A 15,572-nucleotide genomic window follows, 5' to 3' on the forward strand; every position below is an offset into this window, starting at 1 on the left:
CAAGGCGACTTTCTTATCTTACCACCTGGAGAATAACTTGTCAACAACTTTTTTCATTAAGTTATTTTTGAGTTATTTTTTGTTGTTGTCTTAGCGACGTATATAAATATAACATCTGTTAACTTGTTGGTCAACAACTTTTTCAAAAAAAAATAAAAGTTTTCTCGAAAAGATTCCAGAAAACTTTTATTTTGGATATTCCTCCAAATTATAATATGAAATTATTAATAACAAGTAAGGCAGCTATTCCTGGAATGCCTAAAATAGCTGAAACAATGGCTGTGGGGAAGTTAATAGGGATATGAATACCGAACTGTACCCCAAAGATGTTAATAAAGAAAAGCAGCAGAACGCCAATAATCAGCTTAATCGATAAATTTCCAATGACTCGAAGCATTTTTTCAACACCACCTGTTACTAAGAGTAGAATGATTAGTCCTGTTAAAAAAGACACAACTACAATGGGATGATTTAGCATGTTGCCTCCTTCTTAAAGCAGATAAGTTACCTTATATGTATGTCCAAGCATTCAAAAAAAGCACTATTCACGGAGAGAAATCCTTATTTTATAAAGACAACAAAACAGGATGCCTCTATGACATCCTGTTAATTGAAATATTTCGATGCTTGGCTTCTTTTAATAGAAAAAGATACTTCATTTTGGCTAATCGAATATCTACCATTACCTCTTCTGAAGGATCTACACTTCTTTCTACCATTGAAGTTTTGTGACTCCATTCCTGCTTTACTTGCATAAAAGTCTTCACAAATTCATCATCATACTCTTTGCGTAACCAACCTTTTCTTTTAAAAAACATATGCGAGTACCTCGTTATACTTCTCTTCTACCTTCTAGGGCTTTAGATAATGTTACTTCATCTGCATACTCAAGGTCTCCTCCAACGGGTAACCCATGAGCAATTCTAGTAATTTTAATTCCTGTCGGCTTTAAGAGCCTAGAGATATACATAGCCGTAGCTTCGCCCTCTATATTCGGGTTAGTGGCTAAAATCACTTCTTGAATCTCATCATCTTGAAGTCTTTTTAATAACTCTGGTACTTTGATATCTTCAGGCCCTATTCCTTCCATAGGTGAAATTGCGCCATGCAGGACATGATACAAGCCGTTATATTCTTTCATTTTCTCCATTGCAATGACATCCTTAGGGTCTTGCACGACACATACCACATTTCGCTCTCTGCGCTGATCTTGACAAATGTAACAAGGATCTTGATCTGTGATATGTCCGCAAACTGAACAATAGGTTAAATTTCGCTTCGCATTGACTAATGCTTTTGCAAAATCTAATACTGTATCTTCTTTCATAGATAAAACAAAGAATGCTAAGCGAACAGCTGTTTTTGGACCAATGCCGGGTAACTTCATAAAACTATCTATAAGCTTGGATATTGGTTCTGGATAATGCACGTGGCAACCACCTTATTAAAGTCCTGGAATATTTAAACCTTTTGTAAATTGACCCATTGTGTTATTTGTTAAATCGTCCATTTGTTTTAATGCGTCATTTGTTGCTGCTAGTACTAAATCTTGTAGCATTTCAATATCTTCAGGATCTACTACATCCTCTTTAATATTTACATCAATTACTTGTTTCTGACCGTTAACTACAACTGTTACCATTCCGCCGCCAGCTGTACCTTCAACAGTTTTTTCAGCTAACTCTTCCTGCGCTTTTTGCATATCTTTTTGCATTTTTTGCATTTGTTTCATCATTTTTTGCATATTGCCCATGCCTTTCATCATATGAACATTCCTCCTAAATTTACTCTTGAATTTCGATTAAGTCTTCTCCAAATAGCTTTTTCGCTTCTGCAACCAAAGGGTCTTCCTCCTGTGGTTGACCTGATGACCCATCGCTTTGCTGCCCTTGAAGAAACTCTTCTCTTACTTTATCCCATTCGCTTTCTGGAATTGCAACCATTTCACGCTTGCTGCCAATTAAAGTATATAAGATATTCTCTAAATTATCACGTACATTGTTGTTATTTTCAGAAGCCATTTTGCAATGAATTTCATATTTAAATTTAAGTATAAATGATTGATCTGAAGACGCAACCGGTTCACTGTTAGATAACAACGCTGCATGTGAAGCTTTATTTTGTTGTTTCAATGTGTCTAATACCTGCGCCCAAGATCGCTTAATCGTTTCTAAATTCTGCCGAGTGGCATTTTTTAAAACTTCATTTACCTTCCCAACAGGCGTTTTATACTGACTTCTTGACTGTCTTGTCTGTTTTTTCTCTGTTTGCGCTGCCTGAGCTGTATGATCAACTTGAATGCCTTTTTCTTTTAACTGCTGCAGTTCTGCTTCCATTTGATTCATTTTTTGCAAAATGTCTTGGTATGGAAGAGCACTCTCTTGATTTGTAGTACTTTGAGCTAATTTTACTAAAGCTACTTCAAGTAGCACTCGAGGATGATTGCTCCATTTCATCTCTTGCTGAGTTTGGTTCAATTCAGCAATGACTTTATAAATAAAAACACTATCCATTTTTGAACTCAGTTCTTTAAACTCTTCGTTAACCGCTGCTTTTTCAAGTAAATATGCATTTTCTTCAGAAGCTTGATAAAGCAGAACATCACGATAATAGAAGATGAGATCCTCTACAAACCTCGCTGGATCTTTTCCGTTTTTGATCAAACTTTCAACAGAGTCTAGCGCTTTTACAATGTTTTCGTTAAAGATAGCTTGGACGATCTTCACAATAAAAGCCTGTGATACTGCTCCTGTTATGGATAGAACATCCTCTAAGCTCACCTTCTCCGTACTATACGAGATGGCTTGGTCTAAAAGACTAAGTGCATCTCGCATGCCGCCTTCTGAAGCTTTCGCAATTTCGTAAAGAGCATCCTCGCTTACTTCTAGCTCTTCAGAACCTAATACTTCCTTCATTCGATATACGATATCTTCTGGCGAAATGCGTTTGAAATCAAAGCGCTGACATCTAGAGATAATCGTTAATGGAATTTTATGCGGCTCTGTTGTAGCTAAAATAAAAATAACATGTGCAGGAGGTTCTTCTAACGTTTTTAACAAAGCGTTAAAAGCTCCAATTGAAAGCATATGAACTTCATCAATAATGTACACTTTGTATCGAACAGCACTAGGTGCATATTTTACTTTATCACGGATATCTCGAATTTCATCGACTCCATTATTAGAAGCTGCATCAATTTCAATTACATCAGAAATGGAACCATCAGTAATTCCCCGACAAGTTGCACATTCATTACAGGGTTCAGCAATGGGTGCTTTTTCACAGTTAACGGCTTTCGCTAAAATTTTAGCAGCTGTTGTCTTTCCTGTCCCTCGAGGCCCAGAAAATAAATACGCATGCGAAAATTTCTCTTGGACAAGGGCATTTTGAAGTGTTTTGATAATATGTTGTTGACCGACTACGTCGTTAAAGCTTTGAGGACGGTATACACGGTACAGAGCCTGATATGCCACTACATCCTCTCCTTTTAATATAATTCATTAGTTATCATTATAGCGTATTATGAGGTTTTTTTTCAAAATAGTGAGAGATAAAATAAAAAGCCTACTCCAACAGAGTAGACTAAACTTATGTATATAACTGCCGTGCACCTTCCGTCGATTAGCCACCCCAGGCGTTACTTAAGCAGTTAGCTCGGTTCAGGCGACCCCATGGCACATGAGAGGTTCTGCTTACTGCTGCTTCCTTCCGGACCTGACAGGGTTCACAGATTCCCATTGCATAGGACCCAAACGTCAACACCACTTACTTAAGGCAGGCCCTAAGATGAGCTAACCTCAAGAAGGAATTCGGCCTCGCTAGAGCGGATTGCGAGTACAGGGCACCGCTACCTCCCCGCTTAGCACGGCAAAGTTGAAACCAATAGTTTGGGCATCAAGTTGATGCATTTACAAGTATACGTCTTTTCATTCGAAAATGCAACTGCTATAGAAAACTTACTTTTCTAGCTCTATTTTCCAGTTTTTTTTCGTTGACGCAACTCACGAAAAAAGGTGGTTAAGAGGCTCCCGCATTCTTCTTCTAGCATACCTCCTACTACTTCTGCTTGATGATTAAACTTTTCAAACTCTAATAAGTTTAACAACGTTCCCGCGCAGCCACCTTTAGGATCATAAGCGCCAAACACAACTCTTTTTACTCTTGATAATACAATAGCACCTGCACACATCGGACATGGTTCTAAGGTGACATATAACGTAGCGTCTTCCAATCTCCATGTTCCTAGTTTTTTACATGCTTCATCAATTGCTAAAAGTTCCGCATGAGCAACTGATCGCTGTTCTGTTTCTCGTAAATTATAAGCTGAAGCAACCACCTCATCATTTTGAACAATAACTGCTCCAATGGGAACCTCTAATTTATCTTTGGCTTTTAATGCTTCATCAATTGCCAACCTCATATACTTTTCATCATTTAACACTTTTTATCCAACCTTACATATTATATTTTTTCTGAGTCAAACTATTTACTATGTACATCAGGAAAAGGAGAGACCTTGTGTGAAGAACGCTAAAACTGCTTTAATTATTATTGATATGCTAAACGATTTTCAATTTAAAAACGGCAAAATACTTGCTGAAAAATCTTTAACCATTGCTCAAAACATTGCCCAGTTAAAACAGTACGCATCGTCTCAACATATCCCTATTATCTATGTGAATGACCACTATAAGCTATGGCAGGCAAACTTAGAAACCATTTTAACACACTGTACAAATGAGGTAAGCTCACCCATTCTACATCATATTTCACCACAAAACGCTGATTACTTCTTAATTAAACCAAAGCATTCTATCTTCTATGGGACAGCTTTAAATATTTTGCTATCACAGCTCGATGTGCATACACTTATTTTAACAGGAATTGCGGGAAATATATGCGTGCTTTTTTCAGCCAACGATGCTTATATGCGTGAGTATAACTTAATTGTGCCTGAAGATTGTATTGCTTCAAACGCAGATGAAGACAATACCTTTGCTTTGAGAATGATGCATAATGTATTAAATGCTCGTATTTGCAAACATACCGAGTTGATGAATTAAGTAAAAAGCCTTCTCATATGATGGAAGTAAGTCATATGAAATGGAGGCTTTTTATTATGCAAATTTACACTGTTAAAGCAGGTGACAGTATATATAGTATTGCAAAACAATTCCGCATTGACGCAGGGAAAATTATAAGAGCAAATGAATTACCTAATCCAAGTCAACTCGTCATCGGGCAATCTATGGTTATTCCAATCAACGGTACTTACTACACAGTAAAAGCTGGGGACACTATATGGAAGATAGGAAGAAAATTAGGCGTTAGCTATCAGGCTATTGCCAATGCGAACAATGTTTCAGTTACAGCACCCTTAACACCTGGCCGCCGCATCTTAATTCCCCCTTCTCCAAACAAAAGAAACGGTGAGTTTTTAGGGTATGTTGAAACAAGCAATCGAAAAATCACTCCTCAAACAGAGAAAATGATTAATCAAAATGCAAAATACCTTACTTATCTCGGGCCAGCGAACTTCGAAGTGCAAAAAGACGGTTCTCTAAAGGCACCTCCACTTAACAATTTAGGTTCTATTGCTAAAGAAAATGACGTCATTTTCTTAATGGTATTGGCTAATATTGAAAACGGTGCATTCAGTGACGAAGTCGGCCGAGCAATTTTAAATAATAAAGACGTTCAAGATACGCTCTTAAATAATATTGTAAAAACAGCGAAAGAACAAAATTTCAGAGACATTCACTTTGACTTCGAATTTTTGCGTCCGGCAGATAAAGAAGCCTATATTGCATTTTTACAGAAAGCAAAAAAGCGGCTTCAAGATGAGCAACTTCTTATGTCTGTGGCTTTAGCTCCGAAAACAAGTCGAGATCAAAAAGGCAAATGGTATGAAGCACATGATTATAAAGCCATCGGAGAGATTGCTAACTTCGTTGTTCCGATGACATATGAATGGGGATATAGCGGTGGGCCTCCTATGGCCGTCTCTCCTATTGGTCCCGTACGTGATGTTTTAGAATATGCAGTATCTGAAATACCTAGTTCAAAAATTATCATGGGTCAAAACCTATACGGTTACGATTGGACACTTCCTTATAAACCAGGAGGAGAATATGCCAAAGCCATTAGCCCTCAACGAGCTATTGAGTTGGCAGCTCGCTATAAAGTAGCGATTCAATACGACAATAAAGCACAAGCTCCTTTCTTCCGGTATAAAGATGAACAGCAGCGCACCCACGAAGTATGGTTTGAAGACGCTAGGTCTATTCAGGCCAAGTTTGATTTAATCAAAGAACTAAAACTTAGAGGAATGGCCTACTGGAAACTAGGCTTGGATTTCCCGCAAAACTGGCTCTTGATTGAAGACAACTTCAAAATTACCAAAAGAGTGACACAGCCATAAATAGGGAAAGCTTACTGTGAACAGTAGGCTTTTTGTTATTCTTTTTACTAGAAGAAATTTCTTTTCCCCTTATTCTCCTTCTCTATGTTAAAATATTTTTTGTCTGTTTTTTTTGAACGAGTGGTCATGAAGGAGGCAAATGAATGCAAGGCACACCTTTTATTTCAGTAGAAGGACCCATCGGTGTCGGAAAAACCTCTCTAGCTAAAGAGATTGCACAAGCATTTCAATTCGAAATTTTAAAAGAAATTGTAGATGAAAATCCATTTCTCGGGAAATTTTATGAAAATATCAACGAGTGGAGTTTTCAAACCGAAATGTTTTTTCTATGTAATCGATATAAGCAGTTGGAGGATATTCAAAAAGGGTTCTTATCTTATAAAAAACCTGTTGTAGCAGATTATCATATTATGAAAAACATGATTTTTGCTGAGCAAACGTTAAAAGATGAACAGTATAAAAAATACGTACAAATCTTCCATATCTTAACGGCTGATATGCCAGCTCCGAACATTATTATTTATTTAAATGCCAGTTTAGATACCTTGTTAAAGCGTATTAAAATGCGCGGAAGAGAAATTGAACGAAACATCGATCCTCACTACCTTGCGAGGCTAAGTGATGATTATGAAAAGGCTATGACGGCGTTTGAACAAAATAACCCTGATGTAACCATTTTACGTTATGACGGTGATGAAATAGATTTTGTACAAAATAAACAACACTTAAATAGAATCTTATCAGAGGTTCAAGAGAGTATGTTAAAAAGGAGTATGTAATGGTAAACTTACGATCTAAATACAACATTCCTAATGATGCTGTGTTGACGATAGCGGGTACAGTTGGAGTTGGGAAATCTACAATGACTCAATCATTGGCTGATGCTCTCCAATTTCGCACATCGTTTGAAAAAGTAGATTCCAACCCTTACCTGGACAAATTTTATGGGGATTTTGAACGTTGGAGCTTTCACCTACAGGTATATTTTCTAGCTGAACGTTTTAAAGAACAAAAGAAAATTTTCGAGTATGGTGGCGGCTTCATCCAAGACAGATCCATTTACGAAGATACCGGTATCTTCGCTAAGATGCATTTTGAAAAAGGAACGATGTCTAAAGTAGACTATGAAACATATACAAGCTTGTTCGATGCAATGGTTATGACTCCATATTTCCCTCATCCGGATCTGCTTATTTATTTGGAAGGCAGCTTCGAAGATATTGTAGATCGCATTCAAGAAAGAGGGCGACCAATGGAACAGCAAACGCCTCTTGATTATTGGAAAGAGATGCACGCCCGATACGAAGACTGGATTAATAACTTTACGGCTTGCCCTATTCTTCGTTTAGATATTAGAGAATACGACCTTATCAAGGATCCTGATTCAATTGAATCAATTGTTGAAAAAGTGGCTCGCTTTTTACAACATAATGAAAAGCTAAAACGCCGTCATCTATAAAAAAATGCCGCTTTATCTATTAAAGCGGCATTTTTAACAAATAAAAAACCGTTACTTATAAGTAACGGTTTTCCAATCTCCAATTTATCGCGCTATGTTAATTGCATTATAAGTCAAATATGGCGGAGGAAGAGGGATTCGAACCCCCGCGGGCTTTAACACCCCTGTCGGTTTTCAAGACCGATCCCTTCAGCCGGACTTGGGTATTCCTCCGTATCGACAAGTATTAATTTATCATATAAAAATAATGAAGTCAACTCTTTTATTGATTTTTTTAAAAAAGATGTTCATTAAGAATTAATTCTTAATGAACATCTTTTATTTTTTATTTAGAAATAAATTCTTTATTTCCCATATAAGGACGCAGCACTTCTGGAATTTGAATTGATCCATCTTCCTGCTGGTAGTTTTCTAAAATTGCAGCTACCGTACGACCAATTGCTAAGCCAGAGCCGTTTAGTGTATGAACATGCTCTGGTTTTGCTTTTGTATCACGGCGGAAGCGAATATTAGCACGGCGAGCTTGGAAGCTTTCAAAGTTTGAACAAGAAGAAATTTCACGATACGTTTCATAACTTGGAATCCAAACTTCAATATCATACTTTTTGGCTGCTGTGAAACCTAGGTCAGCTGTACACATGCTTAGAACTCGGTAAGGTAAACCTAATAGTTGAAGAACCTTTTCAGCATGGCCCGTTAATTTTTCTAATTCATCATAAGAATCTTCTGGCTTAACAAAGCGAACGAGTTCTACTTTATTAAACTGATGCTGACGAATAAGACCACGTGTATCTCTTCCTGCAGAGCCTGCTTCTGAGCGGAAGCAAGCACTATACGCTGTATAAGCAATTGGAAGCTGATCTCCGCTTAAAATTTCATCACGATGCAAATTTGTAACTGGTACTTCAGCTGTAGGAATTAAGAAATAATCTTCTTCTTTAATCTTGAAGGCATCTTCTTCAAATTTAGGAAGCTGCCCTGTTCCCGTCATGCTTGTACGATTTACCATATATGGAGGAAGGATTTCTTCATAACCATGCTCATCCATATGTAAATCCATCATAAAGTTAATAAGGGCGCGTTCTAATCTTGCACCTAGCCCTTTATAAAATACAAAGCGGCTTCCCGTTACTTTCGAAGCTCTTTCAAAATCTAAAATATTTAAATCTGTTCCTAAATCCCAATGCGGTTTTGGTTCAAAATCAAATTGTTTAATTTCTCCCCATTTGCGAACTTCTACATTATCATCTTCAGTTTCACCTACAGGCGTACTTTCATGTGGAACGTTAGGAATTGAAAGCAGCAATCGTTCTAATTCTTCTTCAACGCTGCGAAGCTCTTCATCGAATTGCTTTACGCGGTCTCCTACTTCACGCATTTCAACGATTAAGTGATCAGCATCTTGTTTTTCACGCTTCAATTGTGCAATTTGCTGTGATACTTCATTTCGCTTGCTTTTTAACTCTTCTGTTTGAGCAATTAGCTCACGGCGTTTTGCATCTAAATCTTCAAAGCGACCTAAGTCCGTTAAGTCCTCACCACGAAACTTGAGCTTTTCTTTTACTTCATTGAAATTAGCACGTAAAAATTTTAAATCTAACATACTTAGTACCTCCTTTAGTATAAAAGGGCAAAATAAAAACTCTCATCCCCATGAAAGGGACGAGAGTTTACCCGCGTTGCCACCCTAATTGAAAGCTAAAATAAGCCTTCCTCTTAAACCAGATAACGGATGAACCGAAACTGCCTACTACTTTTTCGACAGCTTGCTCCAGGACGGATTCATAAGAATTGATTATCGATTCACACCAGCCATCGACTCTCTTGAAATCAAAAATCTTATTACTATTTCCTATCAACGCTTTATACCAATATCATTTTTATTAATCATAATGTACTACAAGTCTGTACAAGATGCAATTCATTTATACAGGTTTTTTTGAAGCTTCTTCAACCATTGCTACAAAATACTGCGCCATGCGAGCATCATCTGTTAATTCTGGATGAAACGAACATCCCAAGAATTGACCTTGTCTTGCTGCAACGATTCGGTCGTTATGCATGGCTAAGACTTCAACGTTTTCTCCTACTTCTACAATATGCGGAGCACGGATAAATACGCCTATAAAATCTTCACCGATATCTTTAATATTTAGGGCAGCTTCAAAGCTATCCCGTTGACGCCCAAACGAGTTTCGAGCTACCGTAATATCCATAACACCTAAATGGGGCTCTTCACGGTCAACAACTTGTCCTGCGAGTAAAATTAAACCCGCACACGTACCAAATACTGGTTTACCTGCTTGTGCAAACTGGCGAAGAGGTTCCATAAAGTCATATTTGTCAATCAGACGACGCATCGCTGTGCTTTCGCCGCCCGGTAGGATTAAACCATCTATTTCGTCTAGCTGTTCAACTTTTTTTATGATAATGGCTTCAGCGCCTGCTGCTTCTAATGCTTGTGCATGCTCGCGAAAGGCACCTTGTAATCCTAACACGCCTACTTTTACCATTTTGTCAAAACTCCCTTTAAATTACCATCCACGCTCTTGCATGCGGTTTTCTGGTAATAATGATGAAATTTCAATCCCTTTCATTGCACTTCCTAATCCTTTTGATAAGTTTGCAATAAGCTCATAGTCTTGATAATGTGTTGTTGCCTCAACAATTGCTCGAGCAAATTTTTCAGGGTTGTCTGATTTAAAGATTCCTGATCCAACGAACACGCCGTCTGCTCCAAGCTGCATCATTAACGCTGCATCTGCTGGTGTTGCTACACCGCCTGCTGCAAAGTTTACAACTGGTAAACGACCTTCACGTTTAATTTGCAGTAATAACTCATAAGGTGCGCCTAATAGCTTAGCTTCTGTCATTAACTCATCTTCGTCCATGCCTACAACTTTACGTACTTGAGCATTTACTTGACGCATATGACGCACCGCTTCCACGATGTTTCCTGTCCCTGGTTCGCCCTTTGTACGAAGCATTGCAGCTCCTTCAGCAATACGACGAGATGCTTCGCCAAGATCACGGCAACCGCACACAAATGGAACCGTAAATGTATTTTTATTTAAATGAAACTCCTCATCAGCTGGAGTCAACACTTCACTTTCATCGATGTAGTCTACACCCATCGCTTCTAGCACGCGTGCTTCAACAATATGGCCAATACGAGCTTTTGCCATAACTGGAATGGACACAGCATTCATCACTTCTTCAACAATTGTTGGGTCTGCCATACGAGACACGCCGCCTGCTGCACGGATATCAGCTGGAACACGCTCTAATGCCATAACGGCAACAGCACCTGCTGCTTCTGCAATTTTTGCTTGCTCTGCATTGATCACGTCCATGATAACGCCACCTTTTTGCATTTCCGCCATTCCTCGTTTTACACGATCAGTACCTGTAATGTTATTCATGTTTGTCTTCCTCCTGTATCAAGTGTTTCACAATAATTTTTAGTGTATATACAAAATTCAAAACTTAGTGTCTATTTTACCGCATTTTTCGGAAAATTCCTATCTAATTTATAGATTATATACAAACAAATCTAAAAATAAAAAAAGAGATACTCTCTTGTAGTATCTCTTCTTTCTCTTGAGTTATCATTAAAACCAATTATTCACTGTATTTGCAGCATTCATCCAAATATCGCTGAAGAAGTTACCAATACTGCGGATAGCGAGAGAGAACCATCCAGCTTTTTCAACGGATTCGTTTGTCACAACCGGCGTCATGCTATCTGTAGTTTGACCTCCTACATAGCCTAGATCTTTAAGATTACTGTTTGTTGCACTCACATAAGCAACTGTTTCTCCTTTTTTAATAGGAGCTACAACTTTCTGATCCTTCACAACTTTATCGTTTAACTTAAAGTTGATTTTAGTATGATCTTTTTGACCTTTTTCGGTAATAATCTTTACCGAATTCTTTGGAGAAACGGAAGCTTCTTTTGATTTCCCTTTAGCAACATCAATTGTTTCATGCCCTTTAATCTGGCCGTTAGCAGGCACTACTTCTTTTAACTGAAAATGACTAAAAGCATAATCTAATATCTTTTTCGTTTGAGAAAAACGAGCAGCTTCCGTAGACTTGCCGTTTTCCTTAGCATTCATTACAACTGTTATGTATCTTACCCCGTTACGCTCTGCAGTCCCAGTGAAACATTGACCTGCAAAATCTGTATGACCAGTTTTTAAGCCGTCTACGCCGCTGTAGGCAGTTGAAAAACCTGGGAGCATCTTATTCCAATTGTTCATTTTTGTTTCGCCTTGTTGCCCTTGTCTAAACATCTTAGAAGGAGTTTTAGCTACTTCCAAAGATTCTGGATAATCATGAATTAAATGGTAAGCAAGGGTACCAACTGCCCGAGCCGATAGAAGATTCTCATCTTCTTCCTTTGTTCCTTTTGGATACATTCCTTTTAGCAATGAATTAGAAAGACCTGTAGAATTGACAAATTTTGATTCACCCATATTTAATCTTTGTGCCGTTTCATTCATTAACTTAATAAAACCTTCTTCAGAACCACTGACAGCTTCAGCTAAAGCAATGGCTGCTCCATTAGCTGAATAAATAGCCATGGCATCATATAATTCTTTCACCGTGTATTTTTGGTTTTCGATTAACGGTACATTTGATAATCCATAATCCTGAGAAATTTTAGCTGCATATTTACTAACTGGCACACGTTGATCCCAAGATAATTTCTTATCTTTTATGGATTCTAATACTAAGTATTCCGTCATCATTTTTGTCATGCTTGCAATACCTAATAAAGCATCCGTATTTTTCCCGTATAGCACTTTCCCCGTACTTGCCTCTACTAAAATGGCTGCATCTGCTTCAACACCAATATCATCTGTTTTAGAAGCAGCTGATGCTTGTGTAGAGACAAAAAATACGCTGGCCATTAACATAACAGCAATGACACAAATTAATTGTTTCTGTACTGCGTTTCTCACTCTATACCCTCCAAACGTAAACTCACATAAATGTAATTTTATCATACTAAAATTTAAAAAAATAGATAAAGAAGTACTGTTACATTCACGATCCATGACATAAAAAACACGTTTCCCTAATAGGGAAACGTGTTTTTTAAACATTCATGATTATCTCATAGAATAGTTAGGAGATTCTTTTGTAATTTGCACATCATGTGGGTGACTTTCTCTTAAACCTGCTCCAGTCATACGAATGAATTGTGCCTGTTCACGTAACGCTTCTAAGTTAGCTGAACCACAGTAACCCATTCCTGCGCGTAAACCGCCAATCATTTGATATAAAGTATCTGCTACAGGTCCTTTGTAAGGCAAACGGCCTTCAATACCTTCTGGAACTAATTTTTTATTATCTTCTTGGAAGTATCGATCTTTACTTCCTTTTTCCATAGCTCCTACAGAGCCCATTCCACGGTACACTTTAAAGCGTCTTCCTTGGTAGATTTCTGTTTCGCCAGGACTTTCTGTCGTTCCTGCTAGAAGGCTTCCTAGCATTACTGTATGTCCACCAGCTGCAAGTGCTTTTACGATATCTCCAGAGTACTTAATACCGCCATCTGCGATAATAGCTACACCGTGCTTACGAGCTTCGCTTGCACAGTCATACACTGCTGTAATTTGTGGAACGCCTACACCAGCTACAACACGAGTTGTACAAATTGAACCAGGTCCAATTCCTACTTTTACTACGTTTGCTCCAGCTTCAATTAATGCTTTTGTACCTTCAGCAGTTGCTACGTTACCAGCAATAATATTTAATTCTGGATATGCCTCGCGAATGCTGCGTACCGTATCTAAAACGCCTTGTGAATGTCCATGCGCCGTATCAATAACGATAACATCAACGCCAGCTTGTACTAATTTTTCGATACGAACAGTTGAATCAGCTGTTACGCCAACAGCTGCTCCAACTAATAATCGACCTTGTTGATCTTTAGCTGCATTTGGAAACTCAATTACTTTTTCAATGTCTTTAATTGTGATAAGACCTTTTAATACGCCATTGTCATCTACAAGAGGTAACTTTTCAATTTTGTATTGCTGTAGAATTTTCTCTGCTTCTTCTAAAGTCGTTCCTACTGGAGCAGTAACTAATTCTTCTTTTGTCATTACATCAGCAATTTGCATTGAATAATCTTGGATGAAACGCAAGTCACGGTTTGTAAGGATTCCAACTAGTTTTTGTTCTTCTTCGTTGTTGACAATCGGCACACCTGAGATACGATATTTGCCCATTAAATGTTCAGCAGCAAATACTTGGTTTTCAGGAGTTAAAAAGAAAGGATCCGTGATAACACCACTTTCAGAACGTTTTACTTTATCAACTTGTTCTGCTTGCTGTTCAATCGACATGTTTTTGTGAATGATACCTAAACCACCTTGTCTAGCCATCGCAATAGCCATTTCAGCTTCTGTAACTGTATCCATTCCTGCACTGATGAACGGCACCTTTAATTTTAATGTTTTTGTTAGTTCAACACTCATATCAACGTCTTTAGGTAGTACCTCAGATTTTGCTGGCACCAGTAAAACGTCATCAAATGTTAAGCCTTCTTTAGAAAATTTGCTTTCCCACATTATAGAATCCTCCTTTAAACGACAGAATATTATTAGTAGATTAACAAGCAGATATGTACCTGTCAATAACTTCACTAGATATCAGATAATTCTAATAAAAAGAAAAGGTGATTTAGTTGCATAAATTTAATGATGTTTGGACGTCCTACAATTTATTTTTCTCTGTTCCTTTTGTACAAGACTTTTTAAAAAAGCGCTATCAAAAATTGAATTATAGCGATGCAGAGCAACATAGCTTTAAAAACAGTTACCCCTTTATTTATTATTTGGAACACAGTAAAAATTATTATCAAGTTGCGGCACAATCTCCTGTATCAGTTCAACCAGTTTTATTATTTTATGGAATGTCACAGCTGTTAAAAGCCAGTTTGTTAACACAAAACCCAGTATATCCCGAAAATACGGCGGTGTTAGCACATGGAGTATCAACACGAAAAAGAAAAAAACAAAGTTATGATTTTTTAGATGATGAAGTTAAGATTCAAAAAAGCGGTTTGTTTTCACAAGTAGGAGAAGAATTGTTTCATGTGAAACAACTGGAAGGTAGTAAATATACAATGAATTATCTATTGTCTTGTGTACCTGAATTAGAGACATTATTTTTAAATTTGGGTACGAAGCCATTTTCCCATTTAACAACTATTGGATCGCTTCCAGCTAACTCTTTGCCTATTCCTGAACAAGTTACACGGTGTTATCATATGAATCACGAAAGGCTCTATTCTTTTTTAAAAGAGCGTTCCCATCTATCATTGTCTCTGTCAGAAGATCAGGTATGTATTCTTGACCCTTCAAGCAGTTTGTATAATTGTTCACCTTTTATGTACAATTTCCAAGCTAACACGTTGCATGCCCCGTTGGAAAAAGATAGCTGCTTATATTTCCCTGAGATATTGGCACATTACTTATTACTTTATAATTTAAGTATGATTTCACGTTATGAAACAGAGTGGTGGTATGAATTATTGCATACATACTCTTCGAAAGATTACCCATTTATCTTGAGATTCCTTGAAGTTACGGCTCAAAAGATTCCCTACCTAATTTCTTGTTACTTAAATGAACATACAAAAAAAGACTAGCTAAAATAGCTAGTCTTTTTTTAAGT

General features: G+C 37.5%; 16 protein-coding genes, 1 tRNA gene, 1 other RNA gene and 1 other annotated feature. Of the genes, 5 read left to right on the forward strand and 13 right to left on the reverse strand.

Annotated elements, in window-relative coordinates:
- Window positions 1–208 precede the first annotated feature (208 nt).
- From AC2YJL_RS27195 to tadA, 7 genes are all read right to left on the reverse strand, one after another.
- Window positions 209–478 carry a pro-sigmaK processing inhibitor BofA family protein gene (locus AC2YJL_RS27195; protein WP_028410391.1) on the reverse strand — a complete coding sequence of 90 codons (270 nt, stop codon included), beginning with the start codon at window positions 476–478 and terminating at the stop codon, window positions 209–211.
- Between the two features lie 115 nt (window positions 479–593).
- Window positions 594–818 carry a YaaL family protein gene (locus AC2YJL_RS27200; RefSeq protein ID WP_013054840.1) on the reverse strand — a complete coding sequence of 75 codons (225 nt, stop codon included), beginning with the start codon at window positions 816–818 and terminating at the stop codon, window positions 594–596.
- 14 nt (window positions 819–832) lie between these two features.
- A complete protein-coding gene (recR, locus tag AC2YJL_RS27205) occupies window positions 833–1,429 on the reverse strand; it encodes a recombination mediator RecR (RefSeq protein ID WP_013054839.1) in 597 nt (198 codons plus the stop codon).
- Window positions 1,430–1,444: 15 nt separating this feature from the next.
- On the reverse strand, window positions 1,445–1,765 hold the full coding sequence (locus AC2YJL_RS27210; protein ID WP_013081327.1) for a YbaB/EbfC family nucleoid-associated protein: 321 nt from the start codon (window positions 1,763–1,765) through the stop codon (window positions 1,445–1,447).
- Window positions 1,766–1,784: 19 nt separating this feature from the next.
- Complete coding sequence (gene dnaX, locus AC2YJL_RS27215; protein ID WP_369361886.1) at window positions 1,785–3,473, reverse strand: DNA polymerase III subunit gamma/tau; 1,689 nt, start codon at window positions 3,471–3,473, stop codon at window positions 1,785–1,787.
- 130 nt (window positions 3,474–3,603) lie between these two features.
- An RNA gene (ffs, locus tag AC2YJL_RS27220) (signal recognition particle sRNA large type) lies at window positions 3,604–3,868 on the reverse strand.
- Window positions 3,869–3,970: 102 nt separating this feature from the next.
- Window positions 3,971–4,441: a tRNA adenosine(34) deaminase TadA gene (tadA, locus tag AC2YJL_RS27225; RefSeq protein ID WP_251569216.1), complete on the reverse strand. Its 471-nt coding sequence runs from the start codon at window positions 4,439–4,441 to the stop codon at window positions 3,971–3,973.
- A 79-nt stretch (window positions 4,442–4,520) separates the two neighbouring features.
- Here tadA and AC2YJL_RS27230 point away from each other — a divergent pair, with 79 nt between their 5' ends.
- The 4 genes from AC2YJL_RS27230 (at window position 4,521) to AC2YJL_RS27245 (ending at window position 7,880) form a co-directional block, all read left to right on the forward strand.
- Window positions 4,521–5,063: a cysteine hydrolase family protein gene (locus AC2YJL_RS27230; RefSeq protein ID WP_028410388.1), complete on the forward strand. Its 543-nt coding sequence runs from the start codon at window positions 4,521–4,523 to the stop codon at window positions 5,061–5,063.
- A 56-nt stretch (window positions 5,064–5,119) separates the two neighbouring features.
- The gene (locus AC2YJL_RS27235; RefSeq protein ID WP_050691627.1) at window positions 5,120–6,421 is read left to right on the forward strand and encodes a glycoside hydrolase family 18 protein; all 1,302 of its coding nucleotides are present in this window, start codon (window positions 5,120–5,122) and stop codon (window positions 6,419–6,421) included.
- A gap of 143 nt (window positions 6,422–6,564) precedes the next feature.
- A complete protein-coding gene (locus tag AC2YJL_RS27240; protein ID WP_028410386.1) occupies window positions 6,565–7,200 on the forward strand; it encodes a deoxynucleoside kinase in 636 nt (211 codons plus the stop codon).
- On the forward strand, window positions 7,200–7,880 hold the full coding sequence (locus AC2YJL_RS27245; RefSeq protein ID WP_013054832.1) for a deoxynucleoside kinase: 681 nt from the start codon (window positions 7,200–7,202) through the stop codon (window positions 7,878–7,880). Before AC2YJL_RS27240 ends, AC2YJL_RS27245 begins: the two co-directional genes overlap by 1 nt.
- Window positions 7,881–8,000: 120 nt before the next feature.
- Here AC2YJL_RS27245 and AC2YJL_RS27250 read toward each other — a convergent pair.
- The 6 genes from AC2YJL_RS27250 to guaB all read right to left on the reverse strand — a co-directional run bounded on the left by AC2YJL_RS27250 (window position 8,001) and on the right by guaB (window position 14,464).
- A tRNA-Ser gene (locus AC2YJL_RS27250) sits at window positions 8,001–8,093 on the reverse strand.
- Window positions 8,094–8,205: 112 nt separating this feature from the next.
- On the reverse strand, window positions 8,206–9,483 hold the full coding sequence (gene serS / locus AC2YJL_RS27255; RefSeq protein WP_230931625.1) for a serine--tRNA ligase: 1,278 nt from the start codon (window positions 9,481–9,483) through the stop codon (window positions 8,206–8,208).
- 52 nt (window positions 9,484–9,535) lie between these two features.
- Window positions 9,536–9,748 (reverse strand) — a binding site (T-box leader).
- Between the two features lie 57 nt (window positions 9,749–9,805).
- On the reverse strand, window positions 9,806–10,393 hold the full coding sequence (gene pdxT, locus AC2YJL_RS27260) for a pyridoxal 5'-phosphate synthase glutaminase subunit PdxT (protein WP_028412710.1): 588 nt from the start codon (window positions 10,391–10,393) through the stop codon (window positions 9,806–9,808).
- Between the two features lie 21 nt (window positions 10,394–10,414).
- On the reverse strand, window positions 10,415–11,302 hold the full coding sequence (gene pdxS, locus AC2YJL_RS27265; RefSeq protein ID WP_013054829.1) for a pyridoxal 5'-phosphate synthase lyase subunit PdxS: 888 nt from the start codon (window positions 11,300–11,302) through the stop codon (window positions 10,415–10,417).
- A gap of 189 nt (window positions 11,303–11,491) precedes the next feature.
- Window positions 11,492–12,847, reverse strand: coding sequence for a serine hydrolase (locus AC2YJL_RS27270; RefSeq protein WP_230931624.1), 1,356 nt, complete (start codon window positions 12,845–12,847; stop codon window positions 11,492–11,494).
- 150 nt (window positions 12,848–12,997) lie between these two features.
- Window positions 12,998–14,464 (reverse strand): IMP dehydrogenase, encoded by a 1,467-nt coding sequence (gene guaB / locus AC2YJL_RS27275; RefSeq protein WP_251569215.1) that lies wholly within the window; start codon window positions 14,462–14,464, stop codon window positions 12,998–13,000.
- 116 nt (window positions 14,465–14,580) lie between these two features.
- On the opposite strand from guaB, the gene AC2YJL_RS27280 reads away from it, so the two are divergent.
- The gene (locus AC2YJL_RS27280) at window positions 14,581–15,546 is read left to right on the forward strand and encodes a YaaC family protein (protein WP_195695633.1); all 966 of its coding nucleotides are present in this window, start codon (window positions 14,581–14,583) and stop codon (window positions 15,544–15,546) included.
- The last annotated feature ends 26 nt before the right edge of the window (window positions 15,547–15,572 follow it).

The organism is Priestia sp. SRI_019, assembly GCF_057586255.1.

Bases quoted from the DNA above. Each gene is read 5' to 3' on its own strand.
- pdxS (WP_013054829.1), bottom strand. From the start codon at position 11,302: ATGAATAACATTACAGGTACTGATCGTGTAAAACGAGGAATGGCGGAA.
- guaB (WP_251569215.1), bottom strand. From the start codon at position 14,464: ATGTGGGAAAGCAAATTTTCTAAAGAAGGCTTAACATTTGATGACGTT.
- AC2YJL_RS27235 (WP_050691627.1), top strand. From the start codon at position 5,120: ATGCAAATTTACACTGTTAAAGCAGGTGACAGTATATATAGTATTGCA.
- AC2YJL_RS27200 (WP_013054840.1), bottom strand. From the start codon at position 818: ATGTTTTTTAAAAGAAAAGGTTGGTTACGCAAAGAGTATGATGATGAA.
- AC2YJL_RS27195 (WP_028410391.1), bottom strand. From the start codon at position 478: ATGCTAAATCATCCCATTGTAGTTGTGTCTTTTTTAACAGGACTAATC.
- AC2YJL_RS27245 (WP_013054832.1), top strand. From the start codon at position 7,200: ATGGTAAACTTACGATCTAAATACAACATTCCTAATGATGCTGTGTTG.
- pdxT (WP_028412710.1), bottom strand. From the start codon at position 10,393: ATGGTAAAAGTAGGCGTGTTAGGATTACAAGGTGCCTTTCGCGAGCAT.
- serS (WP_230931625.1), bottom strand. From the start codon at position 9,483: ATGTTAGATTTAAAATTTTTACGTGCTAATTTCAATGAAGTAAAAGAA.
- AC2YJL_RS27210 (WP_013081327.1), bottom strand. From the start codon at position 1,765: ATGATGAAAGGCATGGGCAATATGCAAAAAATGATGAAACAAATGCAA.
- AC2YJL_RS27240 (WP_028410386.1), top strand. From the start codon at position 6,565: ATGCAAGGCACACCTTTTATTTCAGTAGAAGGACCCATCGGTGTCGGA.